The sequence below is a fragment of the Solimonas marina genome (assembly GCF_012241385.1).
GTDB lineage: Bacteria > Pseudomonadota > Gammaproteobacteria > Nevskiales > Nevskiaceae > Solimonas > Solimonas marina.
This window is the reverse complement of sequence record NZ_JAAVXB010000007.1, coordinates 156,234-180,998: the sequence shown is the minus strand read 5'-3', so window position 1 is coordinate 180,998 and position 24,765 is coordinate 156,234. Positions and strand designations below refer to the sequence as shown.

The window sequence follows — 24,765 nt, the reverse complement described above, 5'->3', positions numbered from 1 at the left end:
GAATTCACCGGACGCACACCGCAGGCGCGAGGTCCGGTGCAATGATGGGTTGGGCGTCATGCGGAAGCCTCGACGAGAGATGGCTCACACGAGTGCAGGATGCCACGAACGGTTTGAGCCAGAGCCATGTGGTCAAAATCCTTAGGCTTGCGCTTAGCCGTGGCAATTCGTTCGATCGATGAAATGAGTGTATCGCCAAGCATTTTCAACTGCTCAGACGTAGATAGGTGCTTGACTACCTTCCAGTCCAACTGTCCAACGGAGATGAACGTCTTGTTTTTTGGCCGGTAGCTCATGTAGTTACTCATTGAAGTGAACCACATCCCCCATTCCTCCAGCTCACCGATCTCGAACCCAAAGAGGAACTCGTCGATCGAGTCCCCAAATGACATTGCCAACAGTTTTCCAGCTACAAAATCTTCAAACTTTGGAATGCTCACACGCCACAACCCGGTTTCTGGCGGTGCGCCGTAGTAGACAGGACGATTCTTTTGAGAATGCCCAGAAAAGACGACCTCCCCGCCGGACGTGACCTGGATACTGAATTTCATGATGCCCAACGCCGATCGTCAGCCGACGGCCGCGAGCGCAGCGAGTGGCCGGTCGGTCGGACACACTTGTTGGAGCGCACTTGACTTACTCTAAGTGCAGTAGGGCGGGATTCATCCCGCCACCATGATATGGGCGCGACTGGCGGGATAAGTCCCGTTCTACTGGTATGAGGCACGCTTCGAATTGCAAGCTGCAAAGCTGCCTGCGTTGGCCTCAGCGTGCACATGCTTGGGAGTGCTCGATCGTGAGTTGATCAAAATCAGCGCGCCATTCCCCGATGCCGTGTAAGGCTTTAATCGCATTTTCAAATGCGATGGGTGCTCGGGTCCAACGCCGACCATATTTTTTATCATCGGCTTCCGTTGCTTTTTTGATCAAGCGCTTTTCGAAATCTTCCAGCATGAGCTGACCATCGATCTGTACGGTGAAGAGAGGCCTTGGAATTCGGTCCTTTACTGAGGGCATTGAGCCAACGATTTTCCACGAGTCGCGAAAGATAAGAGCGTCCAAGCTGTCGCCGACCAGCGCAATACGCCCACTGCACACGTCGGTGAGATCGACCTGAATATCTCTCGGATATGCTCTGGAAAAGATGCAAATATAGAACGGCGGGAATATAACTTGACCAAAGACGCGTCGCTTATCGTCGATGTTGATCGAGAATATGTCCCCTTCCTTGGCCCGTCGCGATTGCTTCATCTAGTGGGTGTCGTTCGCGTACTCAGTGCAGAGGGCAGTGGGCGGAATTCATCCCGCCACCATGATATGGGCGCGATTGGCGTGATAAGTGCCGAGCTGCCGGAATGAGGTGCACTCATTTGACAACAAAGAGCATCAAATAGAGTGAGTGAAGCCCAGAAAGAGAGAAGAAAAATATCGCTCCAAGAAGCCCCCAGCGTAAAAGCTTCTGGTTCGTCGGTGAAGCGGCAAGGTATCTAACATGCAAATTACCACCTGGCCTCACCGAGCGAAAGTAGAGGCGAATGGCCACGGCTGCCAATGCAAGATAGAAGATGGCGAAAATAAAGAAAGTCGATTTCATCTCAGTAATTTATGGGTCTCCAGCAGGGACGGGATCATCAGGATCAGGATAAACGCGATAGATTCACCTGCAGTCGCGCTCACGTAACGTAAATGATGATTCCGACGTTCCGGAGGGCGGCGTCCGACACAAACGATCTCAGGACTTCGAAATATTCAAGGCAGTAAGCGAGGGAATCATCCTCATCGAGTGGCCGATCCCAAATTTCTGGGTATATTTCCAATCTCATCATTTGATCTGGGGAAAAGCGCTCTCTGAGAGTTGATTCGTTGATTGCTTCCAAAGCCGAGGCAATGGCGGCTACTTCATTTGATAGTAACGCGCGGCCAGTCCCATGCCCCAAATCAATGTCGCCCGCTTCTGCTCCGCCCGCCAACAGGAAATTCAGGGGGGCTTCTCCTTCCCACGCGGTTTGTGTGAGAAGGAAGTGTATGCCGTGCCAGGCTTTATCTAGATCCGTTTCCGCGACCTCTCCCTCATCCAAGGACAGCTCTAGGATCGGTGCTTTTTTTGTGTTGGCCTTGCCAAGCAATCGCCCAAGAAATCCTAACGCTTCCCCCTTTCTTGCACGCTCATAGGCACCTGAGTCATCGGGCGCGACCACTTTCCATATGAGCGGGGGGTCTTGAAGAACTTTGCTGATATTCGCATCGCTTAAGGTCTGCAGCACCAAGCACATACCCATAACCCAGCTCCTGTAGTGTCGAGCAGCGATTCAGCTGACTCCGAGGTTCGCAGATGAAGCTGCGGCCATGTGGATTGCCGCAAGTCGATGATTCGCGTTCGTGATTTCCCCGCTGGGCCGAAAGCGCGTCGAAGGCAACCCCTACCTCATGATGCCGAAGCTTGCGCGCCTTTTCCTATTAGCCGCAGTGCAAAAGGGGCGTGGCTCTCATTTTGTGTCTTGCGGCAGGCCGCTCAGCTTTGGGTGATGCTGTGATGGCAGGGCGTCGCCGTGCAAATGACGTGGCTGATTAGCGCCTGCGCGCACGCGCCGTCGCGATGGCGCGGCGATAGACCTTTAGCGTTTTCGCGGCGACGCCTCGCCAGCGTTGCGCGTGTGCGTGGCGCATGGCGGCTTGGCGGGTGCTGGCCGGGGTGTCGAGTACCGTGTGCAGACCTTGGGCGATGGCGTCGACGGAGCTTGCATCGACCAGTGTGGCGTGGCCGGCGGCCGTTTCAGGACAGCTGCCGCTGCGGCTGGTCAGCACGGGGGCGCCGCAGGCCATGGCTTCGACGATCGGCAGGCCATAGCCCTCGTACAGCGAGGGCAACAGGACGGCGGCGGCCGCCGAATAGAGCGCCGGCATGTCGCTTTCCTCGACGAAGCCGGCAACGACCACGCTGTCGTCAAGGCGGCGCTCACGCAGATGGGCTTCGAGCGCGCATTGCTCGTCGCGGTCGACGCCGCCGGTGACGACGAGGCGGTAGTGGCGGCGCATCGCGCAGCGCGACCACGCGTCGAGCAGTCGCGGCAGATTCTTGTTGGCGCGGCGCACGTCGAGGCCGGCGGCGAGGCCGACGCCGAGCAGGTAGGGGCGCCCCGCACTCAGTCGGTCGCGGATCGCTGTTTGCTGCGCGGCGTCGACGGGCGCATAGCAGTCGTCGACGCCCAGCGGCACGACGTGCACGCGTTGCGGGTCCACGTCGAAATGGCACAGCAGGTCGCGGCGGGTGTTGTCGCTGACGCAGATGATGGCGTCGGCGTGCTGTAGCAGATGCGGGTAACGAGCCTGCTCCTGCGCCGCGCGTGAATCGTCGCGAAAATTGATGCCGATGAATGAGTAGAGATCGTGGATGGTTGCGACGCGTGCCATGCGCCCATGAGCAGGCAGGCGCCATGAGGTGGCATGCATCACGTCGAGGCGCCGCGGCCGCAGCCAGGGGTCGCGCCAGAGCTGGAAGCCGCTCTCGAAGACGTCGGTCGCGTGACGGCGATCGCGCAGCTTCTTCAGGTGGCAGTACGGGCGCAGTTCGAGCGGTTCGCTCGATGCCAGCGCGCGCAGGCCGCTGGTGAGTCCGGCGGCGTAACGCCCGATGCCGCTGCGGTAGGGCTGCGCCAGTGTCGAGATTTCGAGTCCTATCCTCATGAATCCAAGAGCCGTCCGATGATGGGCCCGCGACATGTCGTCACGTGCCTAGCTCCCTGATCCACGAGCCGATCTTAACGTGACTGCCGCTCGCGTGCCGTGCCGGTCGTCAGCGGAAATAGGCGCTCGGCGCAACGCCGAACTGGCGGCGGAACATCGTCGCGAAGGCGCCGGGGCTGGCATAGCCGAGCGCCAGTGCCGTATCGAGGATGCGGTCGCCGCGCGCCAGACGTTCCAGCGCCGCGAGCAAGCGGGCCTGCTGCCGCCATCGAGCAAAGCTCATGCCCGTCTCGCGCGCGAACAGCCGCTGCACGGTTTTGGCGTCGACGTGCAAACGAGCCGCCCATTGCGCCACGGTGCTGTTGTCGTCGGGCGCCGCTTGCAGCCGCTCGCAGATGCGTTGCAATCGTGCGTCGCGCGGTTGCGGCAGATGTAACGCGAGGGCGGGCAAAGTGCGCAGCTCGTCGAGCAGCAGGTGGGCAATATGATCGCCACGCGAGCCGGGAGCGTGCGGCGGTGGCAGGGCGACGGCGGCGAGCAGCAGCTCGCGCATCAGCGGCGAGACGGCGAGCACCACACAGTCGCCGGCCAGGTGCGGCGCCAGGCCGGGATCGACGAACGCCGAGCGCATCTGCACACGGCCGGCCATGCGCACGGTGTGCTGGGTTTGCGGTGGCATCCAGATCGCACGCGTCGGCGGCACGACCCATTGCCCGTGCTGCGTGCTGACGATCATCACGCCGTGCACGGCGTAGATCAGCTGCGCATACGGGTGCTCGTGGGCCGGCGTGATGTGACCGGCGACATAGTCGGTGGCCAGTGCGGTGACGGGCGCCGGACCGTGGTCGTAGGCGCGAAAGTGGGGATGGGCCACAGCCGATGTCCGTTTTGCGAAGATTATCGCCCGATTCTCGCAGGACAGACGCGCGTTCGCACCCTAGGATGCGCGCCGTCGGGAAGCGGCATCGGGCTGCTTCCGGCTGGCTACCGGAGATGGCCGTGGAAACCCGTTTGCAACCCTCTTTCGAGTCGTTACAGGCCGCGCCGGCGCGCACCGGCTTCGGCGTGCTGGGCGCGATCAGCTTCGCGCACTTCCTCAACGACATGATCCAGTCGTTGATCCTGGCGATCTATCCGCTCCTGAAGTCCGGCTTTTCGTTGAGCTTCGCGCAGATCGGCCTGATCACGCTGACCTATCAGATCACCGCGTCGCTGCTGCAGCCGGCGATCGGCCTGTACACCGACAAGCGCCCGCAGCCGTATTCGCTGGCGGTCGGCATGGGCTTCACGCTCGGCGGGTTGCTGCTGCTGGCGTTTGCCCCGACGTTCGGCGTGGTCCTGCTCGCGGCGGCGCTGGTCGGGACCGGCTCGTCGATCTTCCATCCGGAGTCATCGCGCGTGGCGCGCATGGCGTCCGGTGGGCGGCACGGCCTGGCGCAGTCACTGTTCCAGGTCGGCGGCAACGCCGGCAGCGCGGTCGGGCCGCTGCTGGCGGCGGCGATCATCCTGCCGCATGGCCAGCGCAGCATCGCGTGGTTCTCGCTGGCGGCGCTGCTGGCGATCGTCGTGCTCTGGCAGATCGGCCACTGGTACCGGCGCCAGCATCGCGCCGCCGCCGGCCGGCCGCGGGCGCTGCCGGCGCCGCTGCCGAAGGCGCTGGTGGCGCGGGCGATGACGGTGCTGATGCTGCTGGTGTTCTCGAAGTACTTCTATCTGTCGAGCATCACCAGCTACTACACCTTCTACCTGATGCATCGCTTCGGCGTGTCGGTGCAGTCGGCACAGTTGCATTTGTTCGTGTTCCTGTTCGCGGTGGCCGCCGGGACCGTGCTCGGCGGCCCGATCGGCGATCGCATCGGCCGCAAGCAGGTGATCTGGGTGTCGATCCTCGGTGTTGCGCCGTTCACGCTGCTGATGCCGCATGTCGGTCTGGCCTGGACCGGCGTGCTCAGCGCCATTATCGGCTTCGTGCTGGCGTCGGCGTTCTCGGCGATCCTGGTCTATGCGCAGGAACTGGTGCCGGGCAAGGTCGGCATGGTGTCCGGCCTGTTCTTCGGCTTTGCGTTCGGCATGGGCGGCATCGCCGCCGCGGTGCTCGGCAAGTTCGCCGACCTCTATGGCATCGAGGCGGTCTACGGCGCGTGCGCGTTCTTTCCGCTGCTTGGCGTACTGACCGTGCTGCTGCCCGATCAGCGCGGCGGGCGGCTGGTGACTCGCGGTTAGGCGCCTGTCTGGTTTCGCTGTCGCTGCGTTCGCAGTGATGCCACGATCCGCTCGATAAAGTGATGCATAAATGTGATGCGCATCACAAACCTCTCTCCGCGATGTCACAAAAGCATCGAGAAAAATGCATTAATCATGGACGGGGGTAAAACGCGGACCGGAGTTCCCTCCATGTCCGCAGTTTGTGCACCGGCTCGCTCAAGTGCGGTCGTTTCGCGCATGAGTAGTCGGGAAGCCATCAGATGTATCGGCCTGTGCTGAAGTCGCTGTCTTGCAGTGACTCAAGTGTCGGCTGGCATACTGAGCCAGGGGTGGCAGATGACCGGAGGCAGGGAGAGCCCATCAAGTCATAGGCGGCGGATCGCCGAGCGCGATTTCGTGTGGGCGGTTGCGAGCCTGTGCAATCTGTTTCGTATTCCATTTGATGCTGCACTGCTCACCGGGCAGCATCCGCCGCCGTACGATCAAGCAATGCTTCTTGCGGCGCTTCACGACCTCGGCTTCAAGACGGCAACGCTTCCGGTTCGTGCCGGCGGCTTCGACAAGACAAGGATTCCGTTTCCCGCTATCGCAATCTCCCGCGCCGAGGCATCCGGGCGTTCCGGCAATGACAGCGATCAGCGGAGCGTTGAGCCGATCGGCGCGCTCGCGCTTCTGGTTAAGAGCGATGAACAGCGCCTGCTTTTCTTCATCCCGGAAAGCGACACGCCGCAGATCGTCTCCCACCAGGAATGGACTGAGCGGTTCGAAGGCATCATCGTCATTTCGCGCGCGGAAGAAACCGATGACGAAGAATCCACTCAATCGAACTTCGGATTCCGCTGGTTCATCCCGGAGCTTTTGAAATATCGCGCCATCTGGCGGGATGTCCTGATTGCGTCGCTGGTCATCCAGATCATCGGCCTGGCGACGCCGCTGTGTACGCAAGTCGTGATCGACAAGGTCGTGGTGCATCAGACCCGGAGCACCTTGGACGTCGTCGTCATGGCCTTGGTGCTGTTCACGATCTTTTCCGGCGTAATGACCTGGCTGCGCCAGTATCTGATCATCCATACCGGCAACCGGCTTGATGCCGTGCTGGGCAGCCGCGTGCTGAGCCGGCTGCTGCGCTTGCCGATGACGTACTTCGAGAACCGGCCGACCGGCACGCTGGTGGCGAGACTCCACGGCGTGGAGACCATACGGGAATTCATCACGGGTGCTGCCGTCTCGATCGTGCTGGATCTTCCGTTCCTGTTCGTCTTCCTCGCGGTGATGTTTGCGTACAGTTGGCAGTTGACGCTGATCGCAGTCTCGATCCTTGCGATCATCGCACTCATCAGCCTCGCGGTCCGGCCATTGTTCCGTGAGCACTTGAATCGCCAGTTCCTGCAAGGTGCGAAAAGCCAGTCATTCCTGACCGAATACATCTCCGGCATGGAAACGGTGAAATCCCTGCAAATGGAACCGACGCTCGAAAGGCGGTACGGCGACTTGCTGGCTGCTTATCTGGCGTCCGGATTTTCAACAAGGCAATTGGCGAATACCTATAACGTCATCGCCAACGCGCTGGAACAGACGATGACCCTGGGCATCCTGTTCATCGGGGCGACACTCGTCATGCGCAATGACGGCTTCACCGTCGGCATGCTGGTCGCGTTCCAGATGTTTGCCGGGCGTCTCAGCCAGCCGGTTTTGCGTCTGGTAGGTCTCTGGCAGGAATTCCAGCAAGCGAATATCGCCGTGCGTAGGCTGGGCGACATCATGAATGCGCCTGGCGAGCCTTATTCACTGACGCCGTCACGCGACGGCAATGCCAAGGGCCACATCGAAATTCTCGACGTCAGCTTCCGCTATAGCACCCATCATCCCTTCCTGTACCGGAATCTGAATCTGGAGCTTCTGCCCGGCAAGATCACCGTGCTCAAGGGCCCGAGCGGATCGGGCAAAAGCACACTGGCCAAGCTGCTTCAAGGCTTCTACCAGCCGACGGAAGGCTCGATCAAGCTCGATGGTGTGGACATCCGCCATATGAGTGCAAATGAGTTGCGCGCCTCGCTCGGCATCGTGCCGCAGGAGACGACGCTGTTCTCCGGAACAATCTACGAAAATCTGCATTTGGCGAATCCGCATGCGACGTTTCAGGAAGTCGTCAAAGCCTGTGAGCTTGCGGAGATACATGACTTCATCAAGCAGTTGCCAAAGGGTTATCAAACCACGGTCGGCGAACACGGCGTCGGTCTATCCGGCGGGCAGAAGCAGCGGCTCGCGATCGCAAGAGCGCTGCTCAAGAAGCCGAGGATTCTCATCTTCGACGAGGCAACGAGCAATCTCGACCAGGCGACCGCTGAAGCATTTGCCAAAACGGTGAACTCGTTCAAAAGCACCGTGACGACGATGTTCATCACGCATGCCGAACCTGCAACGCTGGATTCCGACGCGATGATCGTTCTCACGACTGCTAATCGTCAGCAGTCGATCGCTACGCGCGATGGCAATGAAGGGCAAACGGAAATGGAGCTTTGAAAATGCGAGCTTATCTCCGCGTGCTTTTGTTTCTGCTGGCGTACATTGGATTGACTGCATGTGACTCGGAGCAGCGCACGGCGAGGTACAACGAGAGAATTAAACGGGAGTGTCTGAATAGAATTTGCAAAGGGGATCGTCTTCCAGATTTTGACAAAACGACAGAATCTGTTTTCAAGATCGGCGGTCACTTTCTTGTAGCACCTAGCGCGTATGGTTTTGCACCTTACGGGTCCGCTGCATTTTATTGGCCGAGCAAGGTGCCCATGCGGCAAGGTGATCGGGCCACAGAGTTCATTCCCAGCAAGCCCGGTGTATTGAGTAACTATTTCGATGTGGCAATTGAGTTCTTCATCAAGGCCAGCGATTCAACAGGCGAAACCTATGGCTTCATTGAGAACGCGCAAAAACAGAAGAAGATGGTACGACGCAAGCAAATACGGCCTGATCTAGAGCGTGTGGAGGTTGAAGATCCAGTAGGCGTCAACGGAATATCAACCTTCTATGTTGCGACTGGACAGAAGACCCCATCCGGCCTTCCTCCGGCCACAGCGTGTAGAGACGCATATACGTACGAGGCCTGCACAAGTGGTTTCGTATGGAAAGATGGCCTACGCGTATACGTAAGATTCAATCACCGACATGCCCAGGACTGGCCCGAAATCTATCGCGAGATAGTCCGGGTCCTCAATCAAGTGAAGGAGGGATAAATGACGATCGTACTAACCGAGCAGGAACTTTCGGAGCTCTCGGACCTTCAATCAGATGCACAAGCGACGAACGTTTACTGGCATGTATATGAATATCTCACGACATGCCTTGAAACTCGCGGCGTATCAGAGACCGACCCGACCTTACTCTGGTTGCAAGGCGCAACAGAAGCGAATGCAGGCCGAGGAGCGTTCTCTGAACTAATTCGAGCCTACACGGAAAGCCAGTACGAGCTTCGTTATGGAGAGCCCATCCCCGATGGTTTGATGCAAGAGGCGTCAAATGCAGTTTGCCAAGCGGTGCTGAATGACTTGTTTGGCATAAATAACCCCGATACTAGAAGGATCATCCCCGGAATTAATGACATTGCGGTTAACGACGCCACAGCTGTAGGTCTGGTCTTGTTCAATCAGCTGGGCGATACAACAGCACCGCCGAATAACTCAGCCTGGTCCGGGGCTCTACTCTTCACACTGCTCGGCTCCGATCAGTCAAGCAGGTTGATGTCCACGGGCGACAACACCGCCATCGACACGATGAGCGACTGGCGAGATGTATTGTTCGCGTATGTGTCGTTTAAAAAGGCACTCGCATCCGCTACGGCTACGTGGGCATTGGAGCCAGGCGAGCAAAAGACGACGGATGGTCTAATTCTTGGTAGCACGATCCACAGTTACGTGGAAAGCGGTGGCACGGCTCCTTTTTCAGCGGCCCTCATCGGGACAGACAATCCGGTACTGTTAGCCGCTTTTAGTGCTATTGACACATACGGCGTAGACGTTGTTCTCGACAGCCTCGGGGCCGTTCTGGGCGGCGCGCCAGTCGTTCCGACTACGGACGCCACCTTCGACGCCAATGCCGCCTCATTTGCCGCGTTGCTAGGAACCGATGGCGCGACCTGGGCGATTCAACTCAAAACGCCGGACGAATTGCTGGCCGATGCATTGGGAAGTGGAGCTTCGGCGCTGTCTGCCCGGGCGGCTCTACGCAATCTCAGCATTTTCGCCGACACATCGACGGACTTCAGCGGAAGCAATCTCGAGCTATATGATCTAACGTCCGGTCAAGGCGATATCACTGAACAATACATTCGCCAGCGTGCGGACCTTCTCCGGAACCGAATCAGTGTATTGCCAGACATCGACGGAGATCCATCGACCGCTGTTGCGCTCGGATCCGGTCTTGATCTGTACACGTATTCCGATGCGTCGCCCGGATATGAACTCTCTCAATACTCAACCCTGTCGGCATCGATTCTCGCGCTGTTCCAGCGCGAGCACTATGTCCGGTTCGGCGGCGCTGGCAATGACACGCTGGAAGGCGGCGACGAGGCGGACTATCTCTTTGGCGATGCTGGCGACGATTTTCTCTACGCCGGAAAAGGGAACGACTATTTAGAGGGGGGAGCCGGTACTGACTCCCTCTCCGGCGGCGAGGGCATTGATACGCTTCTCGGCATGAGCGGATCGGACACGCTGGACGGTGGCGCCGGCGCCGACATTTTGGATGGGGGCCTGGGTTTCGACACCTACCAAGTCAGATACGGTGAAGCCGGTGACAAAATTCGCGATGCGGACGGTAGCGGCGTCATCGAGTTCACGACACGCGAATACGGATATCAGCCGGTCGGCGATGGTCATCTGATCAGCGCCAATGGCGGCGAACAAATCTACGAGAGCGACGACAATCACTTCAGATACATTCTGAGGCCGGGGACCAGCGGCCAGCAAAACCTGACCATCATCTCCGGCGGCGACAGTGTCGTCATCCAGAACTTCCACAGCGGCGATCTGGGCATCGAGTTGACGGGCGGCGCGCAGGAAGCGCCGCCCGAAACGACGCTGACCTTTGTCGGTGACCTTGCCCCGATCGACGGCGAAGAAAACCTTCAGTACGACCAGTACGGCAACGTCGTGGTCGGCGCCACGGCGTCTCCGGATCGCAACGACACCCTGCTCGGCTCGGACGGCAATGACCGGATCGAAGGTCTGGGCGGCAACGATGTCCTCGCCGGCCACGGCGGGGAAGACGTGTTGATCGGCGGCACGGGCAGCAACGTGCTGTTCGGAGAAGCGGACAACGACGATCTGTATGGCGCCGAAGAAAGCGACATCGATACCGCCATCGACAACGGAGAGACGCAATCAGGAACAGGCCAGCGAGGCAGCCTGTTCGTCGGCGGTGACGGTGATGATCGGCTCATCGCGTCCAACGGCGATGATTATCTGCATGGCGGGTCGGGCCAGGACACGATCGTGGCCGGCGCGGGCGACGACGTCATCTGGGGCGATCGCGATCTCGCCGGCGCCAATACCGACTGGAGCGTGACGCGCGAGACAATCGTCAACGGTTCCCAGACGTCCTACAACCTGACGGAATCGGGCGTGACGCCGATCGCGCTCGCGCCGGGTGCGGGTGATGACGACATCATCATCGCCGGCGCGGGGGCTGACTGGGTATATGCGGGCGGTGGCAACGACTTCATTGATGCCGGCACGGGGAACGATCTCGTCTTTGCTGACGCTGGCTCCGATGTTGTGTTGGGTGGAGATGGTGGCGAACGTTTCCGCGCGTTGATAGAAAAGGCACAAGGTGCCGGACGTGTTCCGAAGCTACGCAGTAGGTTCCGAGCCGATCACGGCGTGTTCAACGGCGGTAAAGGGCAAACGGAGATGGGGCTATGAAGACGTTAGCCTGGCTCCTTTTCTTCCTTTGTGTGTCTCTTTTGTCGCTGATGAAGGGCAATAAATATCTTGTAGAGCGCCGTATGGGATCCCTATGTAGGAGCGATGGTGGAATAAGAGTATATGAAAAAGTAATTCTTCCAAAAAATATGTTTGATGAATACGGAAACCCTTTTCCGGGATGGCAACAGAGGTCGGTTAAAAATTTACTCGGCCATGAATATTTATACGACGATGAGTATGAAGCATTAAATAATGGGCAGCCAGAACTCGGCGGGACTTCGCTTATTCGCCACGATCAGAAGATAATTAGAAGAGCCGATGGTCAATTGCTGGCCGAGAAAATTTATTATTCCTCGTATGGAGGAGATATTTCGCTACTTATTGGTTTTGAGTCAACTGTAAATACGTGTCCTTCCAGAAAAGAAGAACAGCAACTTATCAGGTCGGTTTTCGTCAAGGGAGCGTGAGTCATGCCATCAATCAGCACGTATCTTCGTTATGCGGAAACCGCACAAGCAGCGTATGCCACTGACCTTTTCGATGGCCAAGATCCCCAAAATATAGATGCATATGTGGGTAGTAATCCCAGTGATCCTGCAATGCCTCTTGCTCTGGCTCAGCAATTCAACGGCGAATGGATCGTTTTGGAGCAAGTTGACTTGCTCAATGGCTTCTCAGCCGTTGCTTTCGAGGACGCCGACACCCATGAAAAGGTGATCGCAATCGCTGGGTCCAACGGATTTACGGACTATGTAACAGATATTGCGAACGTAGCGATACTCGGAACATGGTTCGGCCAGCCACAATATGAGGCTCTGGAATCGTTCTATCAGTCACTAACGACTGGAAATCCTCCGAAAATAGATCCGTCGGAATCGATCACCGTTACGGGTCATAGCTTGGGTGGGTTTCTGGCCGAGGCATTTGCTGCCGATCATCCCGATGTTGTTTCGGCGGCTTACACCTTCAACGCGCCGGGTTTTTCCATCGCCGCAGGGGCAATTTCGGATATCGGAACCCAGTTACTCGAAATGCTGGGAATTACCGATGCAACTATGCCGAACGATCGCATATTCAACGTCTATGCCGAAGATGGCCCTTCGGCTACGTCCGGACTCGGGCAAATGATCGGCTCTGTCCAGCCGATCAGAATTGAAAACGAAGGGGTATTGAACAACCACAGCATCAAATATCTGGTCGACTCTCTGGCTGTTCAGACGCTACTTCATGGAATTGATCCATCCATCAGCGATCAGACTGTCAGCACAATCTTCGATGCCGCGGCGAACTCCTCCACCGCTTCGCTCGAAAACATTGTGAACCCGCTGGCTGATCTTTTCTTAGCCCCAGTAGTTGCAAACGAAGATCGGAGCCAACTCTACGATACGATCGATGCGATTTCGTCTGGCATATCGCAGCTCGTTTCCGATCATCCGGGTCTTCAATTTAGTATTGTGGGTGGCACTCAGTATTTGAGCTCAGCGGCGACGCTCGGGGCTGCGGACGATGATGCAGGACTGGCATATCGCTACGCTTTGGAGCGACTCAATCCGTTCGTTTTTATGGCGTCCGATTCCTCGGGAGCGGTTCTCGATGCCAACGGACAGCTTCTTTACCAAGCCTACGCGAATTCCCTGTCGCTCTATGACCCCAATACAGGAGCTGGAAACATCACGCAGGAGTGGGTATCGGCGCGTTCTGAAATGCTGGCGGTCCAACAGGCAGTCAACGCAAATGATCGCACCGACAATACGGTACCGCCATTTGTTCAGGATACAAATGCCCCTTTCTCTGTCCTCGTGAACCTGCCTTATTCCTTCTTGGGCGGTGATTTGGAATTCACTGACGTCGGGCAGAGCCTTTCGGTAACCGTCGACAGACTGGATTTTGGTTTGGTCACGTCCGGTAAAACGATCTTCGGGAGTGCCGCTGTCAATACGCTGTCAGGCGGAAGCGGAGACGACCGGCTGTTCGGTGGTGACGGTGACGACACACTTTCCGCTGGCGAAGGTAATGATTATCTTGAAGGCGGCAGCGGCGGCGACTTGCTCAAAGGCGAAGCCGGCCGTGACCGCCTCGTCGGCATGCAGGGCGATGACTTCCTCGACGGAGGGGAGGACGCTGACACCCTTGAAGGCGGTCTTGGATTCGACACTTACGTGATCCGCGCCGGCCAGGCCGGCGACACGATCATCGACATCGACGAGTCGGGCGGACACAAAGCCGGGCAAATCCAGTTCATCATCCCGGACGAGAATGGTGCCGATGGCACCGTCAGCCTTCTGGGTAATGGTCATCTCATTGCGGGTACGTCCGGTGGTGGGCAGCTGTATCGCAGTGACGATGATCTGTTCGATTACATCTTGAGTTCAGCAACGGGCAGCGGCACGACGCTGACCATTGTTTCGCGCAGCAGCGGTGACCGCACCATTGTCCAGAACTTCCACAGCGGCGATCTGGGCATCGAGTTGACGGGCGGCGCGCAGGAAGCGCCGCCCGAAACGACGCTGACCTTTGTCGGTGACCTTGCCCCGATCGACGGCGAAGAAAACCTTCAGTACGACCAGTACGGCAACGTCGTGGTCGGCGCCACGGCGTCTCCGGATCGCAACGACACCCTGCTCGGCTCGGACGGCAATGACCGGATCGAAGGTCTGGGCGGCAACGATGTCCTCGCCGGCCACGGCGGGGAAGACGTGTTGATCGGCGGCACGGGCAGCAACGTGCTGTTCGGAGAAGCGGACAACGACGATCTGTATGGCGCCGAAGAAAGCGACATCGATACCGCCATCGACAACGGAGAGACGCAATCAGGAACAGGCCAGCGAGGCAGCCTGTTCGTCGGCGGTGACGGTGATGATCGGCTCATCGCGTCCAACGGCGATGATTATCTGCATGGCGGGTCGGGCCAGGACACGATCGTGGCCGGCGCGGGCGACGACGTCATCTGGGGCGATCGCGATCTCGCCGGCGCCAATACCGACTGGAGCGTGACGCGCGAGACAATCGTCAACGGTTCCCAGACGTCCTACAACCTGACGGAATCGGGCGTGACGCCGATCGCGCTCGCGCCGGGTGCGGGTGATGACGACATCATCATCGCCGGCGCGGGGGCTGACTGGGTATATGCGGGCGGTGGCAACGACTTCATTGATGCCGGCACGGGGAACGATCTCGTCTTTGCCGACGCTGGCTCCGATGTTGTGTTGGGTGGAGATGGTGACGACGACATCTCTGGCGACGCCGATGACGACGGCTCGTCCGGCGGGTTGTCGGGAAGCCTGCACGGCGCCGACTATCTCGATGGCGGTGCCGGTAACGATACGCTCTACGGCAACGGCGGTGCCGACACACTGCTGGGCGGCGCAGGTTCCGATTATCTGTTTGGTGACGACAACGTCACGCCCGGTCAATACCAGGGCGACGATACGCTCGATGGCGGCGCCGGAAACGACTATCTGATCGGCGGCGGCGGCAACGATGATCTCACCGGCGGTGATGGCGACGATCAACTTCAGGGTGACTCGGAAATTCTGGACGGGCAGTACCACGGCGACGACACCCTGGATGGCGGCGCCGGCAATGACGTCCTCGGCGGTCAAGGCGGGAACGACACGCTGTATGGCGGTGACGGTGACGATCAGCTCGATGGTGATTCGAACTCGACACTCGCGGCGTATTACGGTGCCGACTGGCTCTACGGCGGCGCCGGTGAAGACATCCTCTTCGGCAATGGCGGCTCGGATTTCCTGTTTGGCGGGGACGATGACGACCTCCTGTATGGAGACGCCGACAATGTTGCCGTGGCAGATCAGGGCGATGATTTTCTTGACGGTGGCGATGGCAACGACCAGCTTGTCGGTTATGCCGGAAGCGACACCTTGTTCGGTGGGAATGGCGACGACCGTCTCTACGGCGATCTGCAGAGCACTGATCCCACCTCACAGGGTGACGATTATCTCGATGGCGGCGACGGCGACGATCTGCTGGTCGGCTACGGTGGCGACGACACGCTGGTCGGTGGCGCTGGCGCCGATCAGATGTACGGCGACGTTGCCGGCACGGACGCAGCCTCGCAAGGAGCAGACAGTCTCGACGGCGGTGACGGCGACGACACGCTTGTCGGGTACGGCAACAACGATACCTTGGTCGGTGGCGCCGGCAACGACTACCTCTATGGCGACGCATCGGATATAGACGCATCGCTGCACGGAGATGACGAACTCGATGGTGGCGACGGCGACGATCACCTTATCGGCGAAGGCGGCAATGACACGCTGCTCGGTGGAAACGGCAACGACCAGCTCTTCGGTGACGCCGATGACGTCGATGCCGCACATCACGGCAACGACATACTGGATGGCGGCGCCGGTGACGACTATCTGAGGGGATACGGTGGCAACGACCAGCTCATGGGCGGTGATGGCATCGACACGCTGCAGGGAGACGAAGGGGACGACACCCTCTCGGGTGGCGCCGGAAACGACATACTCTCCGGCGGCGGCGGCGTTGACCAGCTCAACGGCGATGCTGGAGACGATTCGCTCTCGGGCAACGACGGCAACGACATCCTGACCGATACGAGCGGCAACAACTCCTTGTACGGCGGAGCCGGAGATGACGCGCTCACAACTGGCGACGGCGCTGACTACCTCAGTGGTGGTGACGGCGCCGACCAGCTGGTCGGCGGTGACGGAGACGACCAGCTCTACGGCGGCGCCGGTGACGACACGCTGGAAGGCGGCGCCGGCAACGACATACTCGTCGCGGGTACTGGAAACGACACGCTGTCGGGCGGTGCCGGTGACGATGTCTATGTTTTCTCTCTGGGCGACGGCACCAAGCACATCACGGATACCGGCGGCTTCAACACGCTGGTACTGCAGGACGGCATCACGCTCAGCAATATCCATCTCGGCCTGGGTTCGCTGCTGATCGAAACCAGTGCGGGTGGCGATGCCATCCATCTGGACGGGGTGGATTACAACAATCTTGTCGATACCTCGCCGATCAGCAGCATCGAGTTCTCCGACGGAACCACGATGACGCTTGCGGATGTGGTCGAGGCGGTCGGCATTTCGCTGCCGAGCACGCCGGATGCCGACACGATTACCGGCACCTCGGCCCGCGACAACATCGCTGCGCTGGAAGGCGACGACACCGTTACGGCGGGAGCGGGCGACGATATTGTCACGCTGGGCGCAGGGGACGATACCGCCGATGGCGGTGACGGGAACGACACCATTTCCGGTGACGATGGCGACGACGTGATCTACGGCGGCGCGGGCAGCGACATCGTCAATGGCGGCTCGGGTGTTGATCACCTGTATGGCGGCGACGGCGATGACACGCTGTCCGGTGGCGCCGGTGACGATGTGGTCGAAGGCAACGCAGGAAACGACACGCTCATGCTCGATGGCGATTCGGATGTCGCCAGCGGCGGCACCGGGGATGACGAGTACATCGTCGCCGGCAACGCCGCAACCCTGATCGAGAATGCCGATGAGGGCACCGACACGGTTGTTGCGAGCGTTGATTTCACGCTTGGAGAGAATATCGAGCGCCTGGTCCTGGCGGAGGGCAGTGGCGCGACTCAGGGTGTCGGGAACGATCTTGACAACGAGATCATCGGCAACAGCGCATCGAACACCTTGACGGGCCTTGCCGGGAACGATGTGCTTGCCGGCGGTGCCGGTGACGACCTGCTTGACGGCGGTACGGGCGCCGACCAGATGTCCGGCGGCATGGGTGACGATACCTATGTCGTCGATGACGCTGATGACTCTGTCACTGAAGCGTTTGGAGAAGGCGCTGACACTGTTCAAGCGGCAGTCAACTACACGCTTGCGGACAACGTCGAAAATCTCAGTCTCGTCGGCGCTGGAGCCATCGAAGGCACAGGCAATGATGGCGATAACGTGCTCGACGGCAACGAGCTCGACAATACCTTGATGGGTGGCGCCGGAGCAGACACCCTCAATGGCGCTGCCGGAAACGACCTGCTGGATGGCGGCAGCGGCGCCGATCAGCTGTCGGGCGGCACGGGCGACGACGAGTACGTCGTCGACAACGTCAATGACGTGATCACCGAAGCGGTAGGCGAAGGTACCGATACGGTCATCAGTTCTATCAACTACAGCTTGGCTGCGAATGTCGAAAACCTGCAGCTATCGGGTTCGGATGACATCAATGCGACGGGCAACAGCGGCAGCAACACCTTGACCGGCAACGACGGAGCCAATCGATTGGACGGCGGAGCCGGGGACGATATTTTGGTTGGCGGACTTGGCGACGATACCTATGTCGTCGATTCGGCGAACGATCAAATCACGGAGGATGTTGATGGTGGAACCGACACCGTGGAAGTGGCCTTCAGCTACACGCTCGGCGCCAATCTTGAAAACATCACTCTGCTGGGTTCATCGGATATCGATGCGACAGGAAACGATGGCTATAACATCCTGACCGGGAATTCAGGCAACAACCGTCTGGATGGCGGCGGCGGTTACGACGATCTCATTGGCGGTGCCGGCGACGACACCTATATCGAAGACAACGCCGACGACTTTGCCATTGAAGACGCAGGGCAGGGCAACGACACAGTCATTCGCAGCGTCAGCAGCGACTACGATCTCGAAGACAACGTCGAGAATCTCGTATTGACCGATACGGCGGCAAAGGGCATCGGCAATGCTCTGGACAATTCGCTGGTCGGCAATGCGTCGGACAACTGGCTGATTGGGCTGGGCGGAGACGATCGGCTCGATGGTGGCGCTGGCGATGACACCCTCGAAGGCGGGGCGGGTGACGACACGTACGTGATCGACAGTGCCGGTGACGTGATCGAGGAAGACGCAGACAATGGCTTCGACACAGTAGAAGCCGGTTTCAGCTATACGCTCGGCGCGAATCTGGAAGGCATCACGCTGATCGGAACTGCCGATATCGATGCCACTGGCAACAGCGAAGACAACGACCTGATCGGCAACGCCGGCAACAACCGTCTCGATGGCGGCGCGGGTGCGGATTACATGGAAGGCGGTCTCGGCGACGATACCTATGTCGTCGACGATGCCGATGACTACGTCGCCGAGGATTCCGGCGGCGGTATCGACACCATCCTGCGGAGCTTCGATACCACATACATCCTGGAAAGCAACGTCGAGAATCTCACTCTTGCCGGTACCGTGTACCGTGGCAATGGCAACGATCTCGACAATGTCATTACCGGAAACGACGCAGACAATAATCTGCTGGGCCTGGGCGGAAACGACACACTGATTGGCGGTGCCGGTGACGATGCCTTGTTCGGATCGGACGGCGAAGACACCCTGATCGGCGGGCTCGGCGACGATTACTACGAAATCGACAACGCGGCAGATGTCATCCACGAGAATGCTGACGAAGGAGACGACTTTGTCCGCAGCACGGTGAGCTGGACACTGGGCGCCAATCTTGAGCGCCTCGCCATTGACGGAGATGCGGTGTCGGCTACCGGCAACGAGCTCGACAATGGTCTCTGGGGCAACGCGGGCGATAACGTGCTGACTGGAGCCGCGGGTAACGACTACCTTTTCGGTGATCAAGGTGACGATACCTACGTATTCAACCTTGGCGACGGACAAGACAGTATCGACAACACGGATCTTCTCAGCGCGACCGATACGCTGAGCTTCGGCTCGGGCATTTCCGATGATGATGTGTCGGCTTTCCAGTATGGCAGCAGCCTTTTCCTGACGATCAACGGTAGCTCCGATCAAGTCGCAATCATTGATTACTACGCGGCGGATACCACGATCGACGGGCAAGCGGCCGATCACAAGATCGATGCGGTTCAATTCAGTAACGGCGTCGTGTGGGATCAGGAAATGATCCAGACCGTCGTCGATCGCGCGAACAATGATCAACCTCCGACGGTCAGCGGTACGGTTCCGACCCTGCATGCAAGCCAGGGAAGCGCGTTCACGTACGTTGTGCCCATCGACACGATCACTGATCCGGATCCGTGGGATTCGATCACGTATAGCGCCAGCATGCCCGATGGCTCGGCATTGCCGTCCTGGATCACCTTCGATCCGGCCACGAGGACGTTTTCCGGGACGCCGGATGCGGATGATCTCGGGACCTTGCAATTCGTGCTTTGGGGAGCCGACAACTATGGCTATGCTGCAGGCACCTATGTGAGTCTGGTCGTCGGAGGCCCCAATCACGCGCCGGAGCTATCGATGCCGCTGGCGGACCAGTCAGCCTCGCAGGGCGTCAACTTCACTTATACCGTAACGTCGGGCGCGTTTACGGATCCGGACAGTGGTGATTCGTTGACTTACTCGGCGATCAATGGAACCGGAAATGCGCTGAACAACGTCATGACCGGAAACTCGAGAATCAACACGCTGTCCGGTGGCGCTGGCGACAATATTTACTACGTCACCAGCAGTGACACGGTTACCGAAAGCGCGGGGCAAGGCACCGACATGGTGATGTCGAGCGGCACCTGGACCTTGGGCAACAATATCGAAAATCTGACATTGACGGGTAACTCCACCATCAACGGAACGGGCAACACGCTGGCCAACATACTGATCGGCAATTCGGCGGCCAATACGCTGTCAGGTGGATCGGGCAACGACACGCTATCAGGTGGCGGGGGCAACGATACGCTGAAGGGTGATGCGGGTAATGACGTTTATCTGTTCGGGCTCGGTGACGGTCAGGACACGATCAATAACTATGACACTGCGTCGTCGCGAACTGACACCTTGCAATTGGGTACAGGGATTGCGATGGCGGACACGACGTTCACGCAAAGCGGCAACAATCTCATCGTCTCGATCAACGGCACATCGGACCAAGTCACGATTCAGAGTTACTTCGCGAGTAACGGAACAAGCGCATATCGACTGGATGCCATCCGGTTCGATGACGGCACCACGCTGGGTTATGCCGATGTCGTCAACGCGATTTCAGGGCAGAGCATGGCGGCAAGCGGCGTAACGACCAGACTGTGGTTGGATGCCGGAGATTTGCCGGCAACGACGGCCGACGAGGCATCCGATACCGTCGTGCCTGAAAAACCTGCATTCCGCAGCGGCGCTGGTATCAGCAGCTGGACGCTAGCGGACGCTGTTTCTCGTTTCGATATGGACCATAACGCAAGCGCGATGGACGAGGATTTCGCAGCCGCATGGATAAGAAATCCATTGACTCTGCAGTCCGCCGGTGGCTTGCAGTCGCACAGGCTGGCGTCCGATTTGTTGACAGAGGATCACCTGAGGAACGGCCAATCCTCTCGAATGGCCGCATAAGCCGATGCGTTTAGACGCAATGAAGCACGGGCTTGTCGCGCTGGGCCGGTTGGTAAGGTGGTCGTCCGTGAAGGAGGCGGCCACCTCTCTTTTTCCGCTATCCGGGCATGAACCGGTATTGGACGATTTTCAGCCGGGCCTGTTGAAAATTGAAAGGAGCCAGCCGTCTCCGTTGCGCCGGACCGTTTTGCTCTCGCTGTCGGCACTCATTGTATTGGGCCTCATCGTGATTTCTGTGAGCCATGTTGAAGTCGTCGCAACTGCCCATGGAAAAGTGATCCCGAAGACATATGTCAAGATTATTCAGCCAGCCAGTCAAGGGGTTATCAAGGAGATCCTGGTAGCTGAAGGACAAGTGGTTCAAGAGGGGCAAGTCCTGATGCGGATGGATTCAACGGAGTCTGAGGCAGATCGCAGTGCACTACTGACGGAGTATGAGATACAGCAGCTCACGCTGCGCCGTATCAAGGCAGAGATTGCTGGAACTTCGTTTGATAAACAGCCGGGTGACCGTGACGATATTTTTTCCAAGGTCCGCGCAGAGTACCTTGCCAATGTGCATGCGCATGAGAACGACATTCGGCTGGAAAGAGCTGGCTTGAGCCGCGCGAAGAATGATCTGGCAGGAAATCGGGAGACGTTCGAGAAGCTGGAAGGCATGCTGCCGAGCTATCGCCAGGAAGAGAATATCTATGAGGAATTGGACAGGAGTGGCATTGCCAGCAAAATTCAGCTCAACGAGAAGGTGCGCCAGAGAATTCAGGCCGAAAAGGACCTGAAAGCCCAGAGCTTCGCCATCAAATCGGCTCGCGCGGCGATTCGACAGAGCGAGGAACGCTTACGGCAACTCGAGTCCGACTACAGACGCGAACTTCAGGCCAAGGCTGTGGAGGTCACGAGCGACGTGTCACGGCTCAAAGAGCAGTTGAAGAAAAATGTCTACGCGCAAGGACTTCTCGAACTCAAGGCTCCGGTGGGCGGAATCATTAAAAACCTTGAGACGCACTCGATCGGTACGGTTGTTTCACCGGGCGAGATAATGATGACTCTGGTTCCCGGAGATCAACCGCTTGTCGCAGAGGTATGGCTTTCCAATGAAGATGTGGGCTTCGTTCGGACAGGGCTTCCAGCCCATGTGAAGCTCGCAACGTTCGAATTCCAGAAATATGGCTTCCTGGCTGGTCAGGTGACCGATGTCAGTGCTGATGCTTCGGACGACGTCGATTCGAATGGCCGGTCGACCCGAAGTCAGGTTATGGCCGGAAGTAATCCGTTTCTTTATCGCACGCTCATCGACCTGAACCATCCATATCTGGAATATCGGGGAAAGAAACTGTCCTTGCTTCCGGGGATGCAGGTTCAAGCGGAAATCATCCTTGGCGAACGAACGGTGCTTGAGTATCTTCTATCGCCAATTAAAGGAACTTTCGATGAGGCGGGACGAGAGCGTTGAGACTTACGAGTATCGCGGAAATTTTCATCGACGGTACTGAGCCACCGCAAGTGTGATTGACGCGATGGGTTTCACTTTGGATTCAAGTCAACGCGCCGCGCCGCGCAACTTGCGCGGACCGATGCGGATCATCGGCGTCTCGGCTGCGCGCGGCAGGCCGGCGATGCCGTCGACGAACAGGCGCGTGACGTAGCGGGCCAGGACTTCAGGTTTGCGCTCCGGTTCATTGGCCATCAGGCGGCACAGCTCATAGCCGGCGCCGAACGATATCGAGGTCAGCACGTCGATGTCGGTCTCCGCAAATACGCCGCGCATGATCGCGGCACGCAGATCGTCCTTCAGAGAACGCAGCATCAGGCCGAAGATGTTGTCGTGGTAAAGCGCGCGCAGTACGGGTTCATTCCGGAACATCATCGCGAAGAACGCCGGATCGTTGCGGACTTCCTGCAGGCCCTCGAGATAAGCGCCGTAGAAAAAATCCTCGATGCTGCCTGCGTGCTGGCGCGACGCGTGGATACGTTCCTGGAGATGGCCGAGGCGCGCGTCGACCAGCGCACGGAACAGCGTTTCCTTGTCCGGGAAGTAGTTGTAGAAGGTGCCGGACGCGAGCGACGTGGCGCGGACGATGTCGCGGATCGTCACCGCGTCGTAGCCGGTGTCGATGAAGCAGCGCCGTGCGGCGGCGAGGATCGCCGCACGGTTCGCCTCCTTGTTGCGCTCGCGCTTGCCGGCCGTGGTCATGCGCGCATTTTATGCGGCCCGCATGCGTTTCATCGCCGAGGCCTCGTCGCGCAGGCGGAAGATCGACGCCGAGCGCGGCCGCGGGTGCGGCTGCGCGCCGGCCTTTTTCAATTCGGCGAACAGTTCGTGGCGAAAGTCGGCGTAGTCGACTTCCGTCGAATGCCGTGGCGATTCGACGAAGCGAAAGTGCGGACGGCGCCGCTCGGCGGCGATCGCTGCCGCCATGTCGGACGGCCGTCGATAGCGGCCGACGATGTCGAGGCAGGCCAGCATCGCCTGGTAGTCGGCCAGTGGCCAGATGCAGCCGATCGGCTGGAACAGGCCGATGAAGTACAGGTTCGGTACCTGCTCGTGGAACATGCGTCGCCACAGCGGCACATAGGTCGCGTCCTGCCAGTCGATGAATGACGGGTCGAAGAAGGGGAACGTGATCTTGTAGCCGGTTGCGGCGACGATGGTGTCGAACTCGCCGTGCGTGCCGTCGCTGAAGTAGACGCGGCCGCCTTCGAAACGGGCGACACCGGGCCGCGGCTGAATCTCGCCGTGACCGATGAAGTACAGCAGCTCCGAGTTCAGCGTCGGGTGGCCCTGCAGGATTTTGTAAGCCGGCTTTTGCAGGCCGAAGCGCGTGTTGTCGCCGCCGACGATCTTCACCGACAGCTGCAGCCCCCATTGGCGCAAGACGTTAGGCAGCCACGCGGCGCGCTCGTAGATCACGTCGCCGGGCAGGCCGAACATGAACTTCGGCAGGAACCAGTGGCCGCGGCGCATGGAGATCGACACCTGCGGACAGACGCGCGCGCATTCGACGGCGACGTCGGCTGCCGAATTGCCGCCGCCGATCACCAGCACGCGTTTGCCGCGGAAGGTCTCGCCGCGCTTGAACTGGTGCGAGTGCAGGAACTCGCCGTCGAAGCGGCCGGGGTAGCTCGGCAGGCGCGGGTTCCAGTGATGGCCGTTGGCGACCATCAATGCGTCGAAGGTCTCGATGCGCTCGCCGTCCGGCCCGCGCGAGTGCAGTTGCCACTTGCCGTCGGCGTCGCGCTCGGCGCGTAGCACCTCGGTGTGAAAGCGGATCTTGTCGAGCACGCCGAAGTGTTGCGCGTAGTCCTGAAAATACGCCTTCAGGTGCGTGTGATGCGGGTAGTCCGGCACGCCGGCCGGGAAGGGGAAGTCCTCGTACTCGGAGTAGTACTTGGAGCTGATGATGTGGGTCGTTTCGTAGACACTCGAATGCCCGGTCTGTTCGCGGAATACCCAGTTGCCGCCGACCTGATCGGACTTCTCGAAGACGACAAGTCCGTCGCCCAAGCCGTGGGCGAGACATTCCTTGGCGGCGGCAATACCGGACGGACCGGCGCCGATGACGGCGACACGCTGGCCTGCGCTCATGGGTTCTCCTCCCTGTTTTTGCGCGTGAGCGGCAGCATGAATATTGATGACGCATGCGTCAACT

Annotated in this window: 15 protein-coding genes; 7 read left to right on the top strand and 8 right to left on the bottom strand. The window is 59.1% G+C overall.

What is annotated here, in order from left to right; all coding sequences use genetic code 11:
• Positions 1–56: 56 nt before the first annotated feature.
• From G7Y82_RS13605 to G7Y82_RS13580, 6 genes are all read right to left on the bottom strand, one after another.
• Positions 57–551 carry an Imm44 family immunity protein gene (locus G7Y82_RS13605; RefSeq protein WP_168148670.1) on the bottom strand — a complete coding sequence of 165 codons (495 nt, stop codon included), beginning with the start codon at positions 549–551 and terminating at the stop codon, positions 57–59.
• A 214-nt stretch (positions 552–765) separates the two neighbouring features.
• Complete coding sequence (locus G7Y82_RS13600; RefSeq protein WP_168148669.1) at positions 766–1,251, bottom strand: Imm26 family immunity protein; 486 nt, start codon at positions 1,249–1,251, stop codon at positions 766–768.
• Positions 1,252–1,366: 115 nt separating this feature from the next.
• Positions 1,367–1,594, bottom strand: coding sequence for a hypothetical protein (locus tag G7Y82_RS13595; protein ID WP_168148668.1), 228 nt, complete (start codon positions 1,592–1,594; stop codon positions 1,367–1,369).
• 79 nt (positions 1,595–1,673) lie between these two features.
• On the bottom strand, positions 1,674–2,273 hold the full coding sequence (locus G7Y82_RS13590; RefSeq protein WP_366515668.1) for a YfbM family protein: 600 nt from the start codon (positions 2,271–2,273) through the stop codon (positions 1,674–1,676).
• Between the two features lie 295 nt (positions 2,274–2,568).
• Positions 2,569–3,684, bottom strand: coding sequence for a glycosyltransferase family 4 protein (locus G7Y82_RS13585; RefSeq protein ID WP_168148666.1), 1,116 nt, complete (start codon positions 3,682–3,684; stop codon positions 2,569–2,571).
• A gap of 109 nt (positions 3,685–3,793) precedes the next feature.
• A complete protein-coding gene (locus G7Y82_RS13580; protein WP_366515665.1) occupies positions 3,794–4,558 on the bottom strand; it encodes an AraC family transcriptional regulator in 765 nt (254 codons plus the stop codon).
• Between the two features lie 119 nt (positions 4,559–4,677).
• On the opposite strand from G7Y82_RS13580, the gene G7Y82_RS13575 reads away from it, so the two are divergent.
• The 7 genes from G7Y82_RS13575 (at position 4,678) to G7Y82_RS13545 (ending at position 22,568) form a co-directional block, all read left to right on the top strand.
• Positions 4,678–5,907 (top strand): MFS transporter, encoded by a 1,230-nt coding sequence (locus tag G7Y82_RS13575; RefSeq protein ID WP_168148665.1) that lies wholly within the window; start codon positions 4,678–4,680, stop codon positions 5,905–5,907.
• A 318-nt stretch (positions 5,908–6,225) separates the two neighbouring features.
• The gene (locus tag G7Y82_RS13570) at positions 6,226–8,412 is read left to right on the top strand and encodes a peptidase domain-containing ABC transporter (protein WP_168148664.1); all 2,187 of its coding nucleotides are present in this window, start codon (positions 6,226–6,228) and stop codon (positions 8,410–8,412) included.
• 2 nt (positions 8,413–8,414) lie between these two features.
• Entirely contained in the window at positions 8,415–9,122 is a 708-nt protein-coding gene (locus G7Y82_RS13565) for a hypothetical protein (protein ID WP_168148663.1), read from the top strand.
• Positions 9,123–11,807 (top strand): calcium-binding protein, encoded by a 2,685-nt coding sequence (locus G7Y82_RS13560; protein ID WP_168148662.1) that lies wholly within the window; start codon positions 9,123–9,125, stop codon positions 11,805–11,807.
• The gene (locus G7Y82_RS13555) at positions 11,804–12,277 is read left to right on the top strand and encodes a hypothetical protein (protein WP_168148661.1); all 474 of its coding nucleotides are present in this window, start codon (positions 11,804–11,806) and stop codon (positions 12,275–12,277) included. Before G7Y82_RS13560 ends, G7Y82_RS13555 begins: the two co-directional genes overlap by 4 nt.
• Before the next feature lie 3 nt (positions 12,278–12,280).
• Entirely contained in the window at positions 12,281–21,115 is an 8,835-nt protein-coding gene (locus tag G7Y82_RS21740; protein WP_168148660.1) for a calcium-binding protein, read from the top strand.
• A 67-nt stretch (positions 21,116–21,182) separates the two neighbouring features.
• A complete protein-coding gene (locus G7Y82_RS13545) occupies positions 21,183–22,568 on the top strand; it encodes an HlyD family type I secretion periplasmic adaptor subunit (RefSeq protein ID WP_168148659.1) in 1,386 nt (461 codons plus the stop codon).
• Positions 22,569–22,655: 87 nt separating this feature from the next.
• On the opposite strand, the gene G7Y82_RS13540 is transcribed toward G7Y82_RS13545, so the two are convergent.
• Positions 22,656–23,309, bottom strand: coding sequence for a TetR/AcrR family transcriptional regulator (locus tag G7Y82_RS13540; RefSeq protein WP_168148658.1), 654 nt, complete (start codon positions 23,307–23,309; stop codon positions 22,656–22,658).
• Between the two features lie 9 nt (positions 23,310–23,318).
• Positions 23,319–24,701: a flavin-containing monooxygenase gene (locus G7Y82_RS13535; RefSeq protein ID WP_168148657.1), complete on the bottom strand. Its 1,383-nt coding sequence runs from the start codon at positions 24,699–24,701 to the stop codon at positions 23,319–23,321.
• Between the last annotated feature and the right edge of the window lie 64 nt (positions 24,702–24,765).

Coding starts and splice junctions, on each gene's coding strand:
- G7Y82_RS21740 (WP_168148660.1), top strand. CDS start 12,281: ATGCCATCAATCAGCACGTATCTTCGTTATGCGGAAACCGCACAAGCA.
- G7Y82_RS13560 (WP_168148662.1), top strand. CDS start 9,123: ATGACGATCGTACTAACCGAGCAGGAACTTTCGGAGCTCTCGGACCTT.
- G7Y82_RS13540 (WP_168148658.1), bottom strand. CDS start 23,309: ATGACCACGGCCGGCAAGCGCGAGCGCAACAAGGAGGCGAACCGTGCG.
- G7Y82_RS13595 (WP_168148668.1), bottom strand. CDS start 1,594: ATGAAATCGACTTTCTTTATTTTCGCCATCTTCTATCTTGCATTGGCA.
- G7Y82_RS13605 (WP_168148670.1), bottom strand. CDS start 551: ATGAAATTCAGTATCCAGGTCACGTCCGGCGGGGAGGTCGTCTTTTCT.
- G7Y82_RS13555 (WP_168148661.1), top strand. CDS start 11,804: ATGAAGACGTTAGCCTGGCTCCTTTTCTTCCTTTGTGTGTCTCTTTTG.
- G7Y82_RS13585 (WP_168148666.1), bottom strand. CDS start 3,684: ATGAGGATAGGACTCGAAATCTCGACACTGGCGCAGCCCTACCGCAGC.
- G7Y82_RS13575 (WP_168148665.1), top strand. CDS start 4,678: ATGGCCGTGGAAACCCGTTTGCAACCCTCTTTCGAGTCGTTACAGGCC.
- G7Y82_RS13590 (WP_366515668.1), bottom strand. CDS start 2,273: ATGTGCTTGGTGCTGCAGACCTTAAGCGATGCGAATATCAGCAAAGTT.
- G7Y82_RS13565 (WP_168148663.1), top strand. CDS start 8,415: ATGCGAGCTTATCTCCGCGTGCTTTTGTTTCTGCTGGCGTACATTGGA.
- G7Y82_RS13600 (WP_168148669.1), bottom strand. CDS start 1,251: ATGAAGCAATCGCGACGGGCCAAGGAAGGGGACATATTCTCGATCAAC.
- G7Y82_RS13535 (WP_168148657.1), bottom strand. CDS start 24,701: ATGAGCGCAGGCCAGCGTGTCGCCGTCATCGGCGCCGGTCCGTCCGGT.
- G7Y82_RS13570 (WP_168148664.1), top strand. CDS start 6,226: ATGACCGGAGGCAGGGAGAGCCCATCAAGTCATAGGCGGCGGATCGCC.